Origin of the sequence: Curvibacter soli, from assembly GCF_029211125.1 — a bacterium.
Lineage (GTDB): Bacteria > Pseudomonadota > Gammaproteobacteria > Burkholderiales > Burkholderiaceae_C > Curvibacter_A > Curvibacter_A soli.
This window is the reverse complement of record NZ_JARGEN010000029.1, coordinates 52,717-68,439: the sequence shown is the minus strand read 5'-3', so window position 1 is coordinate 68,439 and position 15,723 is coordinate 52,717. Positions and strand designations below refer to the sequence as shown.

The 15,723-nt window shown below is 66.0% G+C and carries 16 protein-coding genes; 14 read left to right on the top strand and 2 right to left on the bottom strand.

What is annotated here, in order from left to right:
• The first annotated feature begins 86 nt into the window (after positions 1–86).
• The 14 genes from PY257_RS07260 to PY257_RS07195 all read left to right on the top strand — a co-directional run bounded on the left by PY257_RS07260 (position 87) and on the right by PY257_RS07195 (position 13,137).
• On the top strand, positions 87–1,025 hold the full coding sequence (locus tag PY257_RS07260) for an ABC transporter substrate-binding protein (RefSeq protein ID WP_419095670.1): 939 nt from the start codon (positions 87–89) through the stop codon (positions 1,023–1,025).
• Between the two features lie 5 nt (positions 1,026–1,030).
• Positions 1,031–1,873 carry an ABC transporter permease gene (locus tag PY257_RS07255; protein WP_275740443.1) on the top strand — a complete coding sequence of 281 codons (843 nt, stop codon included), beginning with the start codon at positions 1,031–1,033 and terminating at the stop codon, positions 1,871–1,873.
• 6 nt (positions 1,874–1,879) lie between these two features.
• On the top strand, positions 1,880–2,701 hold the full coding sequence (locus PY257_RS07250; RefSeq protein WP_275740441.1) for an ABC transporter ATP-binding protein: 822 nt from the start codon (positions 1,880–1,882) through the stop codon (positions 2,699–2,701).
• Between the two features lie 177 nt (positions 2,702–2,878).
• Complete coding sequence (locus PY257_RS07245) at positions 2,879–3,085, top strand: DUF4089 domain-containing protein (RefSeq protein ID WP_275740439.1); 207 nt, start codon at positions 2,879–2,881, stop codon at positions 3,083–3,085.
• Positions 3,082–4,506 (top strand): AtzE family amidohydrolase, encoded by a 1,425-nt coding sequence (locus PY257_RS07240; RefSeq protein WP_275740437.1) that lies wholly within the window; start codon positions 3,082–3,084, stop codon positions 4,504–4,506. The genes PY257_RS07245 and PY257_RS07240 overlap by 4 nt, the downstream gene beginning before the upstream one ends.
• 5 nt (positions 4,507–4,511) lie before the next feature.
• Positions 4,512–4,898 carry an oxalurate catabolism protein HpxZ gene (gene hpxZ, locus PY257_RS07235; RefSeq protein ID WP_275740435.1) on the top strand — a complete coding sequence of 129 codons (387 nt, stop codon included), beginning with the start codon at positions 4,512–4,514 and terminating at the stop codon, positions 4,896–4,898.
• A gap of 278 nt (positions 4,899–5,176) precedes the next feature.
• Positions 5,177–6,289: a BMP family ABC transporter substrate-binding protein gene (locus tag PY257_RS07230; protein WP_275740433.1), complete on the top strand. Its 1,113-nt coding sequence runs from the start codon at positions 5,177–5,179 to the stop codon at positions 6,287–6,289.
• Positions 6,290–6,317: 28 nt separating this feature from the next.
• The gene (locus PY257_RS07225; RefSeq protein ID WP_275740430.1) at positions 6,318–7,406 is read left to right on the top strand and encodes an ABC transporter permease; all 1,089 of its coding nucleotides are present in this window, start codon (positions 6,318–6,320) and stop codon (positions 7,404–7,406) included.
• Positions 7,403–8,326, top strand: coding sequence for an ABC transporter permease (locus tag PY257_RS07220; protein WP_275740428.1), 924 nt, complete (start codon positions 7,403–7,405; stop codon positions 8,324–8,326). Before PY257_RS07225 ends, PY257_RS07220 begins: the two co-directional genes overlap by 4 nt.
• A gap of 33 nt (positions 8,327–8,359) precedes the next feature.
• Positions 8,360–9,352: a formamidase gene (locus tag PY257_RS07215; RefSeq protein ID WP_275740426.1), complete on the top strand. Its 993-nt coding sequence runs from the start codon at positions 8,360–8,362 to the stop codon at positions 9,350–9,352.
• Positions 9,353–9,360: 8 nt separating this feature from the next.
• Positions 9,361–10,065, top strand: a complete 705-nt coding sequence (gene biuH, locus PY257_RS07210) for a biuret amidohydrolase (protein WP_419095669.1) — start codon at positions 9,361–9,363, stop codon at positions 10,063–10,065.
• A 23-nt stretch (positions 10,066–10,088) separates the two neighbouring features.
• A complete protein-coding gene (locus PY257_RS07205; protein ID WP_275740422.1) occupies positions 10,089–11,663 on the top strand; it encodes an ABC transporter ATP-binding protein in 1,575 nt (524 codons plus the stop codon).
• A 23-nt stretch (positions 11,664–11,686) separates the two neighbouring features.
• On the top strand, positions 11,687–12,370 hold the full coding sequence (locus PY257_RS07200) for a cysteine hydrolase family protein (RefSeq protein ID WP_275740420.1): 684 nt from the start codon (positions 11,687–11,689) through the stop codon (positions 12,368–12,370).
• Between the two features lie 23 nt (positions 12,371–12,393).
• Complete coding sequence (locus PY257_RS07195) at positions 12,394–13,137, top strand: GntR family transcriptional regulator (RefSeq protein ID WP_275740418.1); 744 nt, start codon at positions 12,394–12,396, stop codon at positions 13,135–13,137.
• Positions 13,138–13,149: 12 nt separating this feature from the next.
• Here the strand turns inward: PY257_RS07195 and tgt are convergent, their stop codons facing one another.
• Both tgt and PY257_RS07185 read right to left on the bottom strand, forming a co-directional pair.
• On the bottom strand, positions 13,150–14,322 hold the full coding sequence (gene tgt, locus PY257_RS07190; RefSeq protein ID WP_275740416.1) for a tRNA guanosine(34) transglycosylase Tgt: 1,173 nt from the start codon (positions 14,320–14,322) through the stop codon (positions 13,150–13,152).
• A 12-nt stretch (positions 14,323–14,334) separates the two neighbouring features.
• Positions 14,335–15,654 carry a methyltransferase domain-containing protein gene (locus PY257_RS07185; protein ID WP_275740414.1) on the bottom strand — a complete coding sequence of 440 codons (1,320 nt, stop codon included), beginning with the start codon at positions 15,652–15,654 and terminating at the stop codon, positions 14,335–14,337.
• Between the last annotated feature and the right edge of the window lie 69 nt (positions 15,655–15,723).

The following is a 15,723-nucleotide window of genomic DNA, read 5'->3' as shown; positions in this document are numbered from 1 at the left end:
AGGTACAACACATGAGTTCATTCATTCACCCGGCAATGGCCGCCAGGCAACCGGGCCGGCGCATCGTTCTCCAGGTCGGTGCCGCCATGGCCAGCGCGCTGGCTGCGCCGACCTTGGTGCGCGCGCAGGCCGCGCCCAAGATCCGCATCGGTTTCTGGCCCGTGGCTGCGGGTCTGCCGTTCTTCGCAGCGGTCGAGAAGGGGTATTTCAAAGAGGCGGGCCTGGACGTGGAGCCACAGAAGTTCGCCGGTGCCCAGCAGGTGATGGAGGCCATGCTTGCGGGCCGAAGCGACGGCAGCGCCAACGGCACGGGCGCCGCCAATCTGGCGATCGGCGACATCGCGCAGCCGGGCCTGTTCAAGATTTTCTGTACCAACCCCAGCAATGCCAAGAACGTACTGGAGGAATTCCTTGTCGCCAAGGACAGCTCTGCCAAGACAGTGGCCGACCTCAAGGGCAAGAAAGTGGCATCGGGCCCCGGTATCCAGAACGTGACATTGGCCAAGACCATGCTGGAGCGTGCGGGTGCCAGCGGTGCCTCGGTGGTCGAGTTGCCCATTGGTCAGCATGTGGCGGCCATTGCCACGGGCCAGGTCGATGCCTGCTACACGCTGGAGCCCACCGGCACCGTGGGGCGCCTGAACGGCAGTACGCGCGTGCTCGAGGCCGGTGTGGTGGCGCACTACATCCTGGGCGACCCGCTGGCCCCGTGGCATGGCGGTGCGGCCAGCCTGACGAGCGAATTCATCAAGCAACACCCGCAGGCTGCAGCCCAGTTCGTTGCGGCCTACAGGCGCGGCGTGCAACTGGTGCGCGAGAGGCCGGACGAGGCGCGCCAGTACATGAAGGGCTATACCGCTATCGAGGGCCCTTTGACCAACGAAGTGCCGCTGGCGGCCTACATGCTGCACGATGAGTTCAAGCCCAGCGACGTGGCTTACTTCCAGAAGTTCTATGACTTGTTCACCGAGAAGGGCATCTTCTCGCGCAAAGTCGATGTCGCCCCGCTGATCTACAAGGTGTGATTGCCATGACAACCAAGGCCGTCACACACCCTGTGCCTGCCGCTGGCGCCGCCGGATGGCAACCGCCGGCATCATCCGATGCCGCGCAGCGCACCCCCATCACCGACCGGGTACTGCCTTTCGTGGGGCCTGTGGCGCTGTTCATCATCTGGGACCTGGTGGTGCGCGCGGGGCTCATCAAGGCGATCCTGCTGCCAAGTCCGGCGGACACCCTCGTGGCGCTGGCTGCGGGGCTGGCCGGCGGGCCGCTGCTCACCGACTTTCTCGTGACCGTGAAGCGCACACTGGAGGCCTTCGTCATTGCCGCCGCCGTGGGCATGCCGCTTGGTGTACTGCTGGGCAGCAACGAACGCGCATACCGCAGCGTTGAGTTCCTGATCGACTTTTTTCGCTCGACGCCCTCGTCGGCATTGATCCCGCTATTCCTGCTGATCTTTGGCGTATCGGATATCAACAAGGTGGCGATCGCAGCCTTTGGCGCCTTCCTCATCGTGGTATTCAACAGCGCCTATGGCGTCATCAACGCGCGCAAGCAGCGCGTGATGGCGGCCAAGGTCATGGGGGCCTCGCGCTGGCGCATCTTCAAGGACGTGCTGCTGTGGGAAAGCCTGCAACCCAGCTTCGTGGGCCTGCGTTCGGCCGTGTCGATGGCGCTGGTCATCGTGATCGTGGCCGAAATGTTCATCGGCTCCGAGAACGGCCTGGGCCACGCCATCATCGATGCCCAGCAGGTACTCAATGTGAAGACCATGTATGCGGCCATCCTCGCCGCCGGCGCGCTGGGCTACGTGCTCAATATCGCGTTCTTGGTGCTGGAGCGCCGTATCGTCCACTGGAGCGGCAGGTAAACCACCATGAATGCCACCATCAACGCCCCTGTCTACGCCGATGTGCCTCGGCCGCGCTTCACGCCCGGCCCGGCGGGCACGCACATCACCATCCGTGGGTTGACCAAGTATTTCGCCGGCTGGCCGCTGTACGAGAATTTTGATCTGGACATTCCCAAGGCCAAGATCGTCTCGGTCTTCGGGCCCAACGGCTGCGGGAAAAGTACGCTGATCAACATGATCGCGGGCCTGGTGCCGATCGACCAGGGCGAAATCCTGTTCGACGGCAAACAGCTCTCCGACACCAAGATCGGCTATGTGTTCCAGAACTACCGCGAAGCGTTGTTCCCGTGGATGCGCACCATCGACAACATCGCCTATCCGCTGCTGCTTGAAGGCAAGAACAAAGCCGAGGTAGACCGCCGCATGGAAGAGCTGGTGGCCTCGTTCGACGTGAAGTTCGACCTCAGGCGTTATCCCTACGAGCTGTCGGGCGGCCAACAGCAGACGGCATCGATCATGCGTGCGCTGGCATCGCGGCCCGAAGTGCTGTTCCTCGACGAGCCGTTTTCCGCGCTTGACTTCGAGATGACGCTGTTCATCCGCGAGAAGCTGCAAGAGGTGTTCATGCAGACTGGCACCACCATGCTGCTGGTTTCGCATGACCTGGAGGAGGCCGTGTACCTGGCCGATGAGATCCTGTTGCTGACCAAGCGGCCCACGAAGGTCGCCGAAATCCTGCACTACGAAGACCCGCGGCCGCGCACGGTGGATACGTTGTCGCAGCCGAGTTTTGTTGCCGCCAAGAAGCGCAGCCTGGAAATCTTCCAGCGCGAAGTGCGGCGTTGATGTGAAACGCGCTCGCCAGGCTTGCCCACTGCGTGTGGCCGCGAACCCCCTTGCCGGGGGCGATACCGGCGGCCCGGCAAAGCCGGTTGCGCGGTATCCCTGGCATTGGGCGGCGCCAGTTTCATGCGTCGCGGGTGGCGCGCGAGCGCCATGGATAACTGACATGAAAGGTAGGGCATGAACCCCGAAACCCAGGAACAGTTCGTGGACGCCGCCGCCGCAATGCTGGAGCTGCCGCTGCACGCAGAGCACCGCCCCGGCGTGCTGCGTTATTTCGCCTTGGCGGCGAAGTTTGCCGTGCAGCTCGATGCCGTGCCGCTAGCGGCGCATGACGACAGCGCTGCTGCCTTCGTGCCCGTGGTGCCAAGCGGGGTGCAGCGATGACGCCCGCCGAGTGGCTGCGCCAAGACGCTGCGGCGATGGCCGCTGGCGTGCGCGCTGGCAGTGTGAGCGCCACGGCGCTGGCGCAGGCCGCCTTGACGCGCATCGCGGCGACGGATGGTCGCGTGAATGCCTTCACCGAGATCGCGCAGGAGCGTGCCCTGCAAAACGCGGCGCAGATCGATGTTGCGCTGACCGGTGCGCAGGCTGCGCGCACGCGCAGCCTGCCGTTGCTGGGCGTTCCCTTTGCAGTCAAGAATCTTTTCGACATTGCCGGCGTACCTACGTTGGCTGGCGCGAAGATCGAGCGCGACAGCGCACCGGCCCAGGCCGACGCACTGCTGGTGCAGCGGTTGGAGCGCGCGGGCGCGGTGCTGGTCGGCGCGCTCAATATGGACGAATACGCCTACGGCTTCACTACCGAGAACACGCACTACGGCCCTACTTGCAACCCGCACGACCTGACGCGCATCGCGGGCGGCTCCTCCGGCGGTTCGGCCGCGGCCGTGGCGGCGGGGCAAGTGCCGATCACCCTGGGCTCCGATACCAATGGCTCCATCCGCGTGCCCGCATCGCTCAACGGTATCTATGGCCTCAAACCCACCTTTGGGCGCTTGCCGCGCACGGGAACCTACCCTTTCGTTTCCAGCCTGGACCATCTCGGGCCGTTCGCCCGTTCGGTGCGTGACCTGGCGCTTGCCTATGACGCCATGCAGGGCCCCGAAGAAGATGCCGCCGACCCCGGCTGCGCCCAGCGCCCCGTGGACGCCGTATTGCCGCAACTGGCGCAGGGCGCGCGCGGCCTGCGGGTCGGGGTGCTGGGTGGCTGGTTGCGGCAGCAGGCGCTGCCAGAGGCACTGGCTGCGGCCGATACCGTGGCCATGGCGCTGGGGGCGCAACAATTCGTTGACCTACCGCTGGTGGAGGCGGGCCGCGCTGCGGCGTTTCTTATCACCAACTCTGAGGGGGCGGCCCTGCACCTGCCGGACTTGCGCCAGCGCCCGCAGGATTTCGAGCCGCTGTCGCGTGACCGGTTTTTGGCCGGAACCTTGTTGCCCGCTGCCTGGGTGGCGCGGGCACAGCGCGTGCGGCGCCTTTATGCGGAGCAGGCGGCGCGCGTGTTCGAACGCCTCGACGTCCTCGTCGCTCCCGCCACGCCCTGCGCGGCCACACCCATCGGGCAGGAGTTCTTCGAGTTGAACGGCCAGCGCCTGCCCGTGCGCCCCAACATGGGCCTGCTGACGCAGCCGATCTCTTGCATCGGCCTGCCGGTCTGCGCTGTGCCGGTGTGGGGTGCGCACGAGCGCTTGCCCATCGGCGTGCAATTGATCGCCGCGCCTTGGCGCGAAGACGCCGTATTGCGCGTGGCCGCAGAGCTGGAAGCCACGGGGGTCACGCGGGCGCCCATTGCTGCCCTCGCCTGAGCACCATGCACACTGCCAACGCAATCAATCTGTCGGAAATCGTTGGGGAAGTGCGCGCAGCTTTCGACCGGTACGAAGACGCGCTGGTCCACAACAAGGTGGAAGTGCTCGATGAACTGTTCTGGAACAGTCCGCACACGCTGCGCTATGGCGCAACCGAAAACTTGTACGGGCATGACGCGATCGCAGCCTTCCGCGCCGCAAGGCCATCGCAGGGCCTGATGCGCCAGTTGCTGCGCGTGGTGATTACCACCTATGGACGTGACTTCGCTACCGCCAACTGCGAATTCCAGCGCCAGGGCAGCACTAAAACAGGGCGACAAAGCCAGACCTGGATGCGCACTGCACAAGGCTGGCGCGTCGTGGCCGCGCATGTGAGCCTGTTGGACTGAAATCCGTCGCTGGCGGACGTTTTTTCGTTGGTATGTTTTGTGCATACAAACTTGTATCCTAGTGCAGTGTTCAACGCTAAGCAGCACATGAAACCGCGCCTTTTGACGCATGGCGGCGTTGCAAATCCTCGCGATAGCTACGGCTATCGCTGTGGTTTGCGCCTTGCCCTGCGCCAAAACGCATCGCTTTCATTTGTGCCGCCAAGCATCGAACACTGCACTAGACGATCCTGCGATTTTCCTGTGATTTAGATACCACCTCACCAATGGAGCGCCCCATGAGCCAGTTCAATCGCCGCGAATCCCTCAAATCCTTGGCCGTGCTTGGCGCTGCTGGCACGCTGGGTGTGCTCAGTCCGCTGGCGCGGGCGCAGAAGCCGTTGACGGTGGGGGTGATCTACGTCGGCCCGCGCGACGACTACGGCTACAACCAGGCGCAGGCCCAGGCGGCGGCGGAACTCAAGAAGATGCCCGGCGTGAAGGTGGTCGAGGAAGAAAACGTGCCTGAAACCGTGGCCGTGCAAAAGACCATGACCGGCATGATCGCGCAGGACGGCGCTTCGCTGCTGTTTCCTACCTCGTTCGGCTATTTCGACCCGCATGTCCTGGCGCTGGCGCCCAAGTATCCCGACGTGCGCTTTTCGCACTGTGGCGGCCTGTGGACCGAAGGCATGCCCAAGAACGTGGGCAGCTTCTTCGGCTACATCGAAGAATGCCAGTACCTGAATGGCGTGGTCGCGGGCCACATGACCAAGAGCAACAAGATCGCCTTTGTGGCCGCCAAGCCGATCCCGCAGGTTCTGCGCAACATCAACGCCTTCACCATGGGCGCACGCTCGGTCAAGCCGGGCATCACTTGCAGCGTGATCTTCACCGGCGACTGGTCCATGGCCGTGAAGGAGGCCGAGGCCACCAACAGCCTGGCCGACCAGGGCTGCGACGTGTTCACCATGCACGTCGACGGCCCCAAGGTCATTGTCGAAACCGCGGCCAAACGCGGCAAGATGGTCTGCGGCTACCACGCAAGCCAGGCCAAGCTGGCTCCGCAGGCCTACCTCACAGGAGCGGAATGGAATTGGCTTACGGCCTACAAGACGGTTGTCGAGGCGGCCCAGGCCGGCAAGCCCCATCCGAACTTCCTGCGCGGGGGCCTGAAGGCGGGCTACGTGAAAACCTCCGCTTATGGCCCAGCGGTCAGCGACGCGGCCAAGAAGAATGCCGACGACATCAAGGCCAAGATGCTTGCAGGCGGCTTCGACATCTTCAAGGGCCCGCTCAAGGACAACAAGGGCAAGGAAGTCATCGCTGCGGGCAAGGTGCACAAGCAGACCGACCTGGAGCTGGAAAAGATGAACTACCTGGTCGAGGGCGTGCAAGGCTCGATCGGCTGATTGCCCGGCTGGCCCAGTTTGCGCCGCCATGCGCGCCGTATTCCGCGCAGCCCTGCTGCCCATGCTTGCCATCGCCGCGGCGTTGCTGCTATTCGGCGTGTTTGTCTACGTGGCTGCGGGCGTCAACCCGATCGACGCCTGGACGGTATTGTTCAAAGGCGCGTTCGGTGACTGGTTCTCCTGGCAGAACACATTGCAACGCGCGGCACCGCTGATGCTGACGGCGCTGTGCGTGGCCATACCGGCGCGTGCGGGCCTCATCATCATTGGCGGAGAAGGCGCGCTGGTGCTGGGCGGTCTGGCCTGCGCCGCGCTGCCTTACGTGCTGCCGCTGCCCGCCAATGCCGCTGGTGCCGCGGCCATCTGCGCCGCGGGTGCCGTGGCCGGTGCGTTGTGGGTCATGCTGGCCGGCTGGCTGCGCCAGTACCGCGGCATCAACGAAACCATCAGCAGCCTGCTGCTGGCCTACGTGGCTATCGGGTTGTTCAAGTTCTGGGTGGAGGGCGCGTTGCGCGACCCGGCCAGCCTGAACAAACCCTCCACCCGCACGCTGGCCGCCGGGCTGCAGATCGGCGGCATCGCGGGTTCCGACGTGCACTGGGGGCTGGTGCTCGGCGTCCTGGTCTGCCTGGGGCTTGGGCTCTGGCTGCAATGGACGGCATCGGGCTTTGCCGTGCGTGTCGTGGGCGGCAACCCGCGCACCGCGCAACTGGTGGGGCTGCCTGCGTCGCGGCTGGTGCTGCTGGCCTGCGGGTTGGGCGGTGCCTGTGCCGGGCTGGCGGGTGCGGTGGAGGTGGCGGCGGTACAGACCAACGCCAATGCATCGCTGATCGCGGGCTATGGCTATGCGGGCATCCTGGTGGCGTTCATTGCCAGGCAAAACCCGTTTGCGGTCATTCCGGTGGCCATTTTGTTCGGCGGCTTTGGTGCGGCGGGCAGCCTGCTGCAACGCCGGCTGGGCCTGCCGGATGCGTCGGTGCAGGTGCTGCAAGGCATCGCGTTCGTGCTGATCCTGGCAAGCGAGGCCTTGCGCACGGTGGACTGGAAAGCCGTGCGTGCCAGGCTGCGGGCCGTGTCAGCGCCCGTGCGGCAACAGGCGCAGGAGGGAACGCCATGAGCGCCGACCAGTGGATTGCCTTCGCCGCCGCCATCGTCGGCGGAGCGCTGCGTGTGGGAACCCCTTTCCTGTTCGTGAGTCTGGGCGAATGCCTGACGGAAAAGTCGGGCCGCATCAACCTGGGGCTGGAGGGCGTATTGGTGCTGTCGGCCATGGCCGCGTTCGGTGGCGCTTACTGGAGCGGCTCGGCCTGGGTCGGCGTGCTGGCGGGCGCGTTGGCTGGCGCATTGCTGGCCGCGCTGCACGGCGTGCTGTGTTCGCTGCCGCGCGTCAACGACGTGGCCACGGGCATCGCGCTCATGCTGCTGGGCACGGGCCTGGCGTTCTATCTGGGCAAGCCGCTGATCCAGCCGCAGGCCCCGCAGTTGCCGTCCATCGCGCTGGCCGACTGGAGCAGCAATGCCGCCGTGCGCGCGGCCTTGCAGGTGAACGTGCTGGTGCCCATCGGCCTGATGCTGGCGCTGGCGCTGTGGTGGGGTTTTGCGCGTACCCGCGCAGGCTTGCTGGTGCGCCTGGCCGGGGATTCTGCAGACGCCACCCGTGCGCTGGGGTATTCGGTGGCGGGCATCCGCATCGCGGCCACGACGGCGGGCGGCGCCATCGCGGGGCTGGGTGGGGCATCGCTCACGCTGTTCTACCCCGGAAGCTGGAACGAAGGTATCTCCAGCGGCCAGGGGCTGATCGCCGTGGCGCTGGTGATCTTCGCGCGCTGGAGCCCCTTGCGCTGCATGGGCGCGGCGCTGCTGTTTGGCGGCGCGGGGGCGGTGGGGCCGGCGTTGCAGAGCATTGGCATTGCCTGGGGCTACCACCTGTTCAACACGGTGCCGTATGTGCTGACGCTGCTGATCCTGGTGCTGACCTGTAGGCCGGGCAAGGTGGCCGTGGGCAGCCCGGGCGAGCTTTCTTCGACAAGGAGTTGATCCCATGCATTTCGTTTCCTTGGAGGTCCGCCCATGAGCGGTCTCGGCGGACTCAACAAATCGGCGCAGGGCGTCGTCATCGGCCTGGTGCAGTTGCAACTGCCCAGCGTGAAGACACCTGCCGACCTCGCGGCGCAGACCGCGCGCATCTGCGAACTGGTCGGCAAGGCGCGCCGCAACCAGTCGACCATGGATCTCGTGGTGTTTCCCGAGTACGCGCTGCACGGCCTCTCGATGGACACGAATCCCGAGATCATGTGCACGCTCGACGGGCCCGAGGTGGCGGCCTTCAAGGCGGCCTGCGTCGCGCACCGCATCTGGGGCTGCTTCTCCATCATGGAGGCCAACCCTGGCGGCAACCCCTACAACAGCGGCCTGATCATCGACGACCAGGGCGCCGTCAGGCTGTATTACCGCAAGCTGCATCCGTGGGTGCCGGTCGAGCCCTGGGAGCCCGGCAACCTTGGCGTGCCGGTGTGCGACGGCCCCAACGGCAGCCGGCTCTCGCTCATCATCTGCCACGATGGCATGTTCCCCGAGATGGCGCGCGAGGCGGCATACAAGGGCGCCGAGATCATCCTGCGTACCGCCGGCTACACCGCACCGATACGCCATGCCTGGAAGATCACCAACCAGGCCAACGCCTTCTGCAACCTCGCGTACACCGCGAGCGTGTGCATGTGCGGCAGCGATGGCAGCTTCGACTCGATGGGCGAGGGCATGTTCTGCAACTTCGACGGTACGCTGCTGGTGGAGGGGGGCGGGCGCGTGGACGAGATCATCACCGCCGAGCTGCGGCCCGACCTGGTGCGCGAGGCGCGCACCGGCTGGGGCGTGGAAAACAACATCTACCAGCTCTACCACCGCGGCTATGTGGCGGTGAAGGGCGGCGCACAGGACTGCCCCTACACCTACATGCACGACATGGCGGCCGGCCGCTACCGGCTGCCGTGGAGCGACGACGTGAAGGTGAAGGATGGCACCGGCTGCGGCTTCGCGCCGCCCGAACGCGACTACGCAGGATGAGCCGCGCCATGACCGCCAACACCGCTGAACGCCACGTCGCCGCCAATCCCTATTCATGGCCTTACAACGGCGCGCTGCGTCCCGACAACACCGCGCTGATCGTGATCGACATGCAGACCGACTTCTGTGGCAAAGGCGGCTATGTGGACGTGATGGGTTACGACCTGTCGCTCACGCAGGCGCCCATTGCGCCGATTGGCCGCCTGCTGACCCTGCTGCGCCGGCTGGGCTACGCCATCATCCATACCCGCGAGGGCCACAGGCCAGACCTGTCGGATCTGCCGGCCAACAAGCGCTGGCGTTCAAGGCAGATAGGCAAGCACGGACTGGGCATTGGCGACGCTGGCCCCTGCGGGCGCATCCTGGTGCGCGGCGAGCCCGGCTGGGAAATCATCCCCGAGCTGGCCCCGCTGCCTGGCGAAGTGGTCATCGACAAGCCCGGCAAGGGCTCGTTCTATGCCACCGACCTGGAGATGGTGCTGCGCCTGCGCGGGATAGAAAACATCGTGCTCGCCGGCATCACCACCGACGTATGCGTGCACACCACCATGCGCGACGCCAACGACCGTGGTTTCGAGTGCCTGCTGCTGTCGGACTGCACCGCGGCCACCGATCCCGGCAACCACCTGGCGGCGCTGAAGATGATCACCATGCAGGGCGGCGTGTTCGGCGCGCATGCGCCCTCCACGGCGCTGATCGAGGCCCTGGCCTGAGAGGCTGAAAGGAGCGTGCGCCCATGATTGCCCCCGTCACCCCGCCGTCGTCCGCCACGGGCGCCCTGGCGCTCGACACCTACGCGCTGACCAAGCGCTTCGGCGGCTTCACCGCCCTGGACCATGTGAGCATGCACGTAGAGCCAGGAACGGTGCATGCATTGCTGGGCGAAAACGGCGCCGGCAAAAGCACGCTGGTGAAGTGCGTGGCGGGTTTTCAGCGCCCGGAGGAGGGCAGCATCCTGATCGACGGGCGTGAACGGGACATCGACAACCCCGTCGTGGCGCGGCAGCTAGGCATCGGCATGGTTTACCAGCACTTCACGCTGGCGCCTGGGATGACGGTGGCTGAAAACCTGCTGCTGGCGGGCGGTAAAACGCCCGCGCTGATCGACTGGAAGGCGCAGCGCGCCGGCCTCAAGCGCTTCCTGGCCACCACGCCGTTCAGCCTCGACCTCGATGCAACGCCATCGGCGCTGGCGGCGGGCGAGAAGCAGAAGCTCGAACTGCTCAAACAGCTCTACCTGAGGCCGCGCCTATTGATTCTTGACGAGCCGACCTCGGTGCTGACGCCCCAGGAGGCCGACGAGGTGCTGGGCCATGTACGCGACTTCGCCCGCAGCGGCCACTGCACCGTGCTCATCATCACCCACAAGTTCCGCGAAGTGATGGCCTATGCCGACAGCGTGACGGTATTGCGCCGCGGCAGGGCCGTGCACCATGCCCATGTGGCCGATACCGACCCGCAGCGGCTGGCGCGCGCCATGATGGGCGAAGACTCAAAGCAAAATCAGGCGCAAGCGCACGTAAAACCTTGGCATGCAGCTATCGATGACATAGCGGACGGCGCGGCCGCCGTACTCGACGTGCGGGGGTTGAGCGCGCCGGGCGACCGCGGCACGCTGGCCGTGCAGGGCCTCAGCCTGTCCGTGCGCCCCGGCGAAATACTGGGCGTGGCCGGCGTGTCGGGCAACGGCCAGCGCGAACTGGTGGAGTCCCTGGTGGGCCAGCGCCCGCGCGCTGCCGGGCAGGTGCGTGTGATGGGCCGGCCCTATGCGGCGCGGCGCGCCGAAAACCGCACGCTGCGGGTGCGCAGCTTGCCTGAAGAGCCACTGCGCAATGCCTGCGTGGGCGACCTGAGCGTGGCCGAGAACATGGCGCTGCGCGACTTCGACCAGCCGCCGCTCGCATCGTGGGGGCTGCTGCACTTTGGCCAGTGGCGCAGCCGCGCGCGTCGCTGGATTGCCGAGTACGGCATCAAGACCCAGGGCGAGGACGCGCCCATCCGCAGCCTGTCCGGGGGCAACGTGCAGCGTGCGGTGCTGGCACGCGAGCTGGCTGGCGACATCAACGTGCTGATCGCCGCCAATCCCGTGTTCGGGCTGGATTTCGCCGCTGTGGCCGAAATCCACACGCGCATCGTGCAGGTGCGCGACAAGGGTGGAGCGGTACTGCTGGTCAGCGAAGACCTGGACGAACTGCTGGAGCTGTCGGACCGCATCATCGTGATGAGCGAAGGCCGCGTGGTGTACGAAACCGCCGCCGCGTCCGCAGACCGGCAGGTGCTGGGCGCCCACATGGGCGGCGGGCAGCATTGACACCGCAACCAACGAGAAACACCATGCAGATGGATGCCAACCCCTTCCCCTATGTGTTCGATACGGCACACACGGCGCTGGTGCTGATCGACATGCAACGCGACTTCATCGAGCCCGGCGGTTTTGGCGCGGCGCTGGGCAACGACGTGCGCCTGCTCGAGGCCATCGTGCCAGCCATGCAGGCCGTGCTGGCCGCATGGCGCCAGGTGGGCGGCGCGGTGGTGCACACGCGCGAGGCGCACCAGCCCGACCTGTCGGACTGCCCGCCCGCCAAGCGCAACCGTGGCAACCCCAGCCTGCGCATCGGCGACGTCGGGCCGATGGGGCGCATCCTTGTCGCGGGCGAGCCGGGCAACCAGATCATCGACGCGCTGGCGCCCATGCCGGGCGAGCGGGTGATCGACAAACCCGGCAAGGGCGCCTTCTACGCCACGGGCTTGCACGAATGGCTGCAGGCGCGTCGCATCACGCATCTGCTGTTGGGCGGGGTGACCACCGAAGTCTGCGTGCAGACCTCCATGCGCGAGGCCAACGACCGTGGCTACGAATGCCTGCTGCTGGAGGATTGCACCGAGAGCTACTTTCCAGCCTTCAAGGCCAGTACGCTGGAGATGGTGCGCGCACAGGGCGGCATCGTGGGTTGGACGGCACCATCGGCGGCCTTGCTGCGGGCATTGGCGGGTTTGCCGGGGCGCAACACGCTCTAATATCGGAGACCGTGACCAAATCCATGCCTTCTGTTGTTTCCCCGCCGCCTGCCGCCGCGCCGCCCGCCGCGCGCCGCTCCCGCGCCGAGGGCGTGTACGAACTGCTCAAGCGGGACATCGCCGACTTCCGCCTCGTGCCCGGAGATCGCTTCACCGAGGGCGAGATCTGTGAGCGGCTGTCTGTATCGCGCACACCCGTGCGCCAGGCGCTCTACCGGCTTCAGCAGGAGGGTTTCGTCGAGGTGCTCTACCGCAGCGGCTGGCGCGTGCTGCCATTCGACTTCGACCAGTTCGACCAGCTCTACGACCTGCGCACGGTGCTTGAAACCGAGGCCGTGCGGCGGCTGTGCGCGCCCGCGCCGGGCGTTGACCGTGCGGCGCTCGACGGCCTGTCGTCCATCTGGTTGATTGATGAGAGCGAGCGCAGCCAGGATATGGTGCAGGTGGGCGCTTGGGATGAAGAGTTCCACTGCACGCTGGTGGTTGCCGCAGGCAACGCCGAAATGGCGCGCGTGCACCGCGATGTGACCGAGCGCATCCGCATCATCCGCCGGCTTGACTTCACCAAGCGCCCGCGTGTGGACGCAACCTACGAGGAGCATGCCCGCATCCTGCGCGCGGTGCTGGCAAAACGCGGCGACGAAGCCTGCCGGCTGTTGACTGCGCACATCGGCGGCAGCAAGGCCGAGGTGCGCAAGATCACGCTGCACGAGGTGTATCTGGCACGGCACAGCCATGACGCGCCCGGCGTAGCGCTGGAGAACTGAAAATCGGCTTGCTCAGACCCCGCGTGCCCGGTCGGTCTTGAACTGCTGACGGAATTCGCCGAACCGGCCTGCATCCAGCGCCTCGCGCACCTCGCGCATCAGGTTCAGGTAGTAGTGCAGGTTGTGCACGGTGGTGAGCATGGGGCCCAGCATCTCGCCGCAGCGGTCCAGGTGGTGCAGGTAGGCGCGGGAAAAGCCCTCGCGACCGCCCTCGGCCCACGGCACGCCGGACGCACCGGCGCAGGCGTGGCAGGTGCAGGTGGCGTCCAGCGGCTGCGGGTCGGCCTTGTGGCGCGCGTTGCGCAGCTTCAGCTCGCCATGGCGCGTGAAGATGGTGCCGTTGCGCGCATTGCGCGTGGGCATCACGCAGTCGAACATGTCCACGCCGCAGGCCACGCCTTCCACCAGGTCTTCGGGCGTGCCCACGCCCATCAGGTAGCGTGGCTTGTGGGCCGGCAGCCGGTGCGGTGTGTGGGCCATGATGCGCAGCATCTCGTCCTTGGGTTCGCCCACGCTCACGCCGCCGACGGCGTAGCCGGGGAAGTCCATCGCCACCAGCGCCTCCAATGATTCCTGCCGCAGGTGCTCGAACATGCCGCCCTGCACGATGCCGAACAGCGCGTTGGGGTTGGCCAGGCGCGCAAACTCGTCCTGGCTGCGGCGGGCCCAGCGCAGGCTCATCTCCATGGATTTGCGCGCCTCGGCCTCGGTGGTGACGTGGCCGTCGGTCTCGAACGGCGTGCACTCGTCGAGCTGCATCGCGATGTCGGAATCGAGCACCGTCTGGATCTGCATGCTGACCTCGGGCGACATGAACAGCTTGTCGCCGTTCACGGGGCTGGCGAAGTGCACGCCCTCCTCGGTGATCCTGCGCATCGCGCCGAGCGACCAGACCTGGAAGCCGCCGCTGTCGGTGAGGATGGGCTTGCCCCACTGCTCGAAGGCGTGCAGGCCGCCGAAGCCTTGCATCACGTCCAGCCCGGGCCGCATCCACAGGTGGAAGGTGTTGCCCAGGATGATTTGGGCCCCCATTTCTTCCAGCGAGCGCGGCATCACGCCCTTGACGGTGCCGTAGGTACCCACGGGCATGAAGATGGGCGTCTGCACCACGCCATGGTTGAGCGTGAGCGCGCCGCGGCGGGCGTGGCTGGCGGGGTCGGTGGCGAGGATGTCGAACTGGAGCATCGGCGGGCGGCGTCAGAGCGGCTTGTGCGCCTCGACAATGAACCCTTTGACCGGCTGGCCCTTTTCCAGCCGCAGATCCGTGGCCTCTATCAACACGTCGTCGAAACCCGCAGCCTTGCACAGCGCCTGCACATGGCTGGCCTTGTGCGCGTAGCGCATGTTGTCGGCATGAAGCACGTAGTCCGCTTCGTCGTCCGTCGCGGCTTCACACGAAAACATCAACCGGCCACCGGGGACGAGAATCCGGCAGGCGTTCGGGATGGCTTGACTGAGGTCGCCGACGTAGATGAACACGTCCGCGGCGGTGATGACTTCGTACAGGCTGTCAGGGGTCGCCTGCAGTGCATCCAGCAGGTTTACGTTGTGGAAGCGGTCGTAAACCCCATGCCGTGCCGCCTGCTCGATCATCTTCATGGACAAATCCACGCCAACCAGTGCGCCATCGATACGGCCAAGGCACACGCCCAGCAATCCCGTCCCGCAGCCAAGGTCCAGCACATTGAGTTTCAGACCTGGATAGCGCACCTTGATGCGCTCGGCGATGACGCGCGGCATCTGGTATTGGAGCCCGCGGACAAGGTGCTGGTCGAATTTTTCGGCGAACTGGTCGAACAGCGCCGTTACATCGCCCGCAATCTGGGTCGCGGGTGTCTTGCCTTGTGCGATCTGCTGCCAGAATTTGTATTCTTCATTGTCGGGCGCAAGCGCCACAAGCCGGCGCGCTAGCGTTTGCGATACGCGTTTCTTCTGCAAAGAGATGGCGGCCTTGGTCGCGTCGAGCAGGATATCGGCGTTCTCGGGGTGCGCCTCATGCAGGGCGGTCAGTGCGTCCAATGCCTGGGCCCGCTGGCCCGTTGCGGCAAGGTCTTGCGCAATGAGATGCTGGATCCTGAGATTGCCCGGTACCAGTGCGTCGGCGCGGCGCAGCCACTGCAGTGCCTGCTCCGGATGTTGCGCGCGGTGTGCGATGTCCACGCCATGCATCAGCATATTGGGGTCGTTGGGGGCGAGGTCCACGGCGCGGTGGGCCTGTTCCAGCGCTTCCTTGAACTGGTTCTGGCGTGCCAGCAGCAGCGCCAGCTCGATCACGGCCACACTCCACCGGGGGGCGGCGGCCACGGCGCGGCGCGCGATCTCCTGCGCACCCTTGGCGTTGCCGCTCTTCTCCGCCATGAGCGTGCCCAGGATGAAGAGGCGTGGGTCGCCTGGCGATACCTTCTGCGCCTCGTTGAGTGCCTGGGCCGCAGCGGGCAGTTCCCCACGCGCGATTTGGTCGCGGATGCTGAAAAGCCGTTGGATGAAGGGGTCCGTCGGGGTCGCGGTATTGTTCATGGAAGTAAGGCCGATGTGGAACGTGGGCCGCGCGCATGGCCGTTACAGAAGGCCGTGGGCATTGGAAAC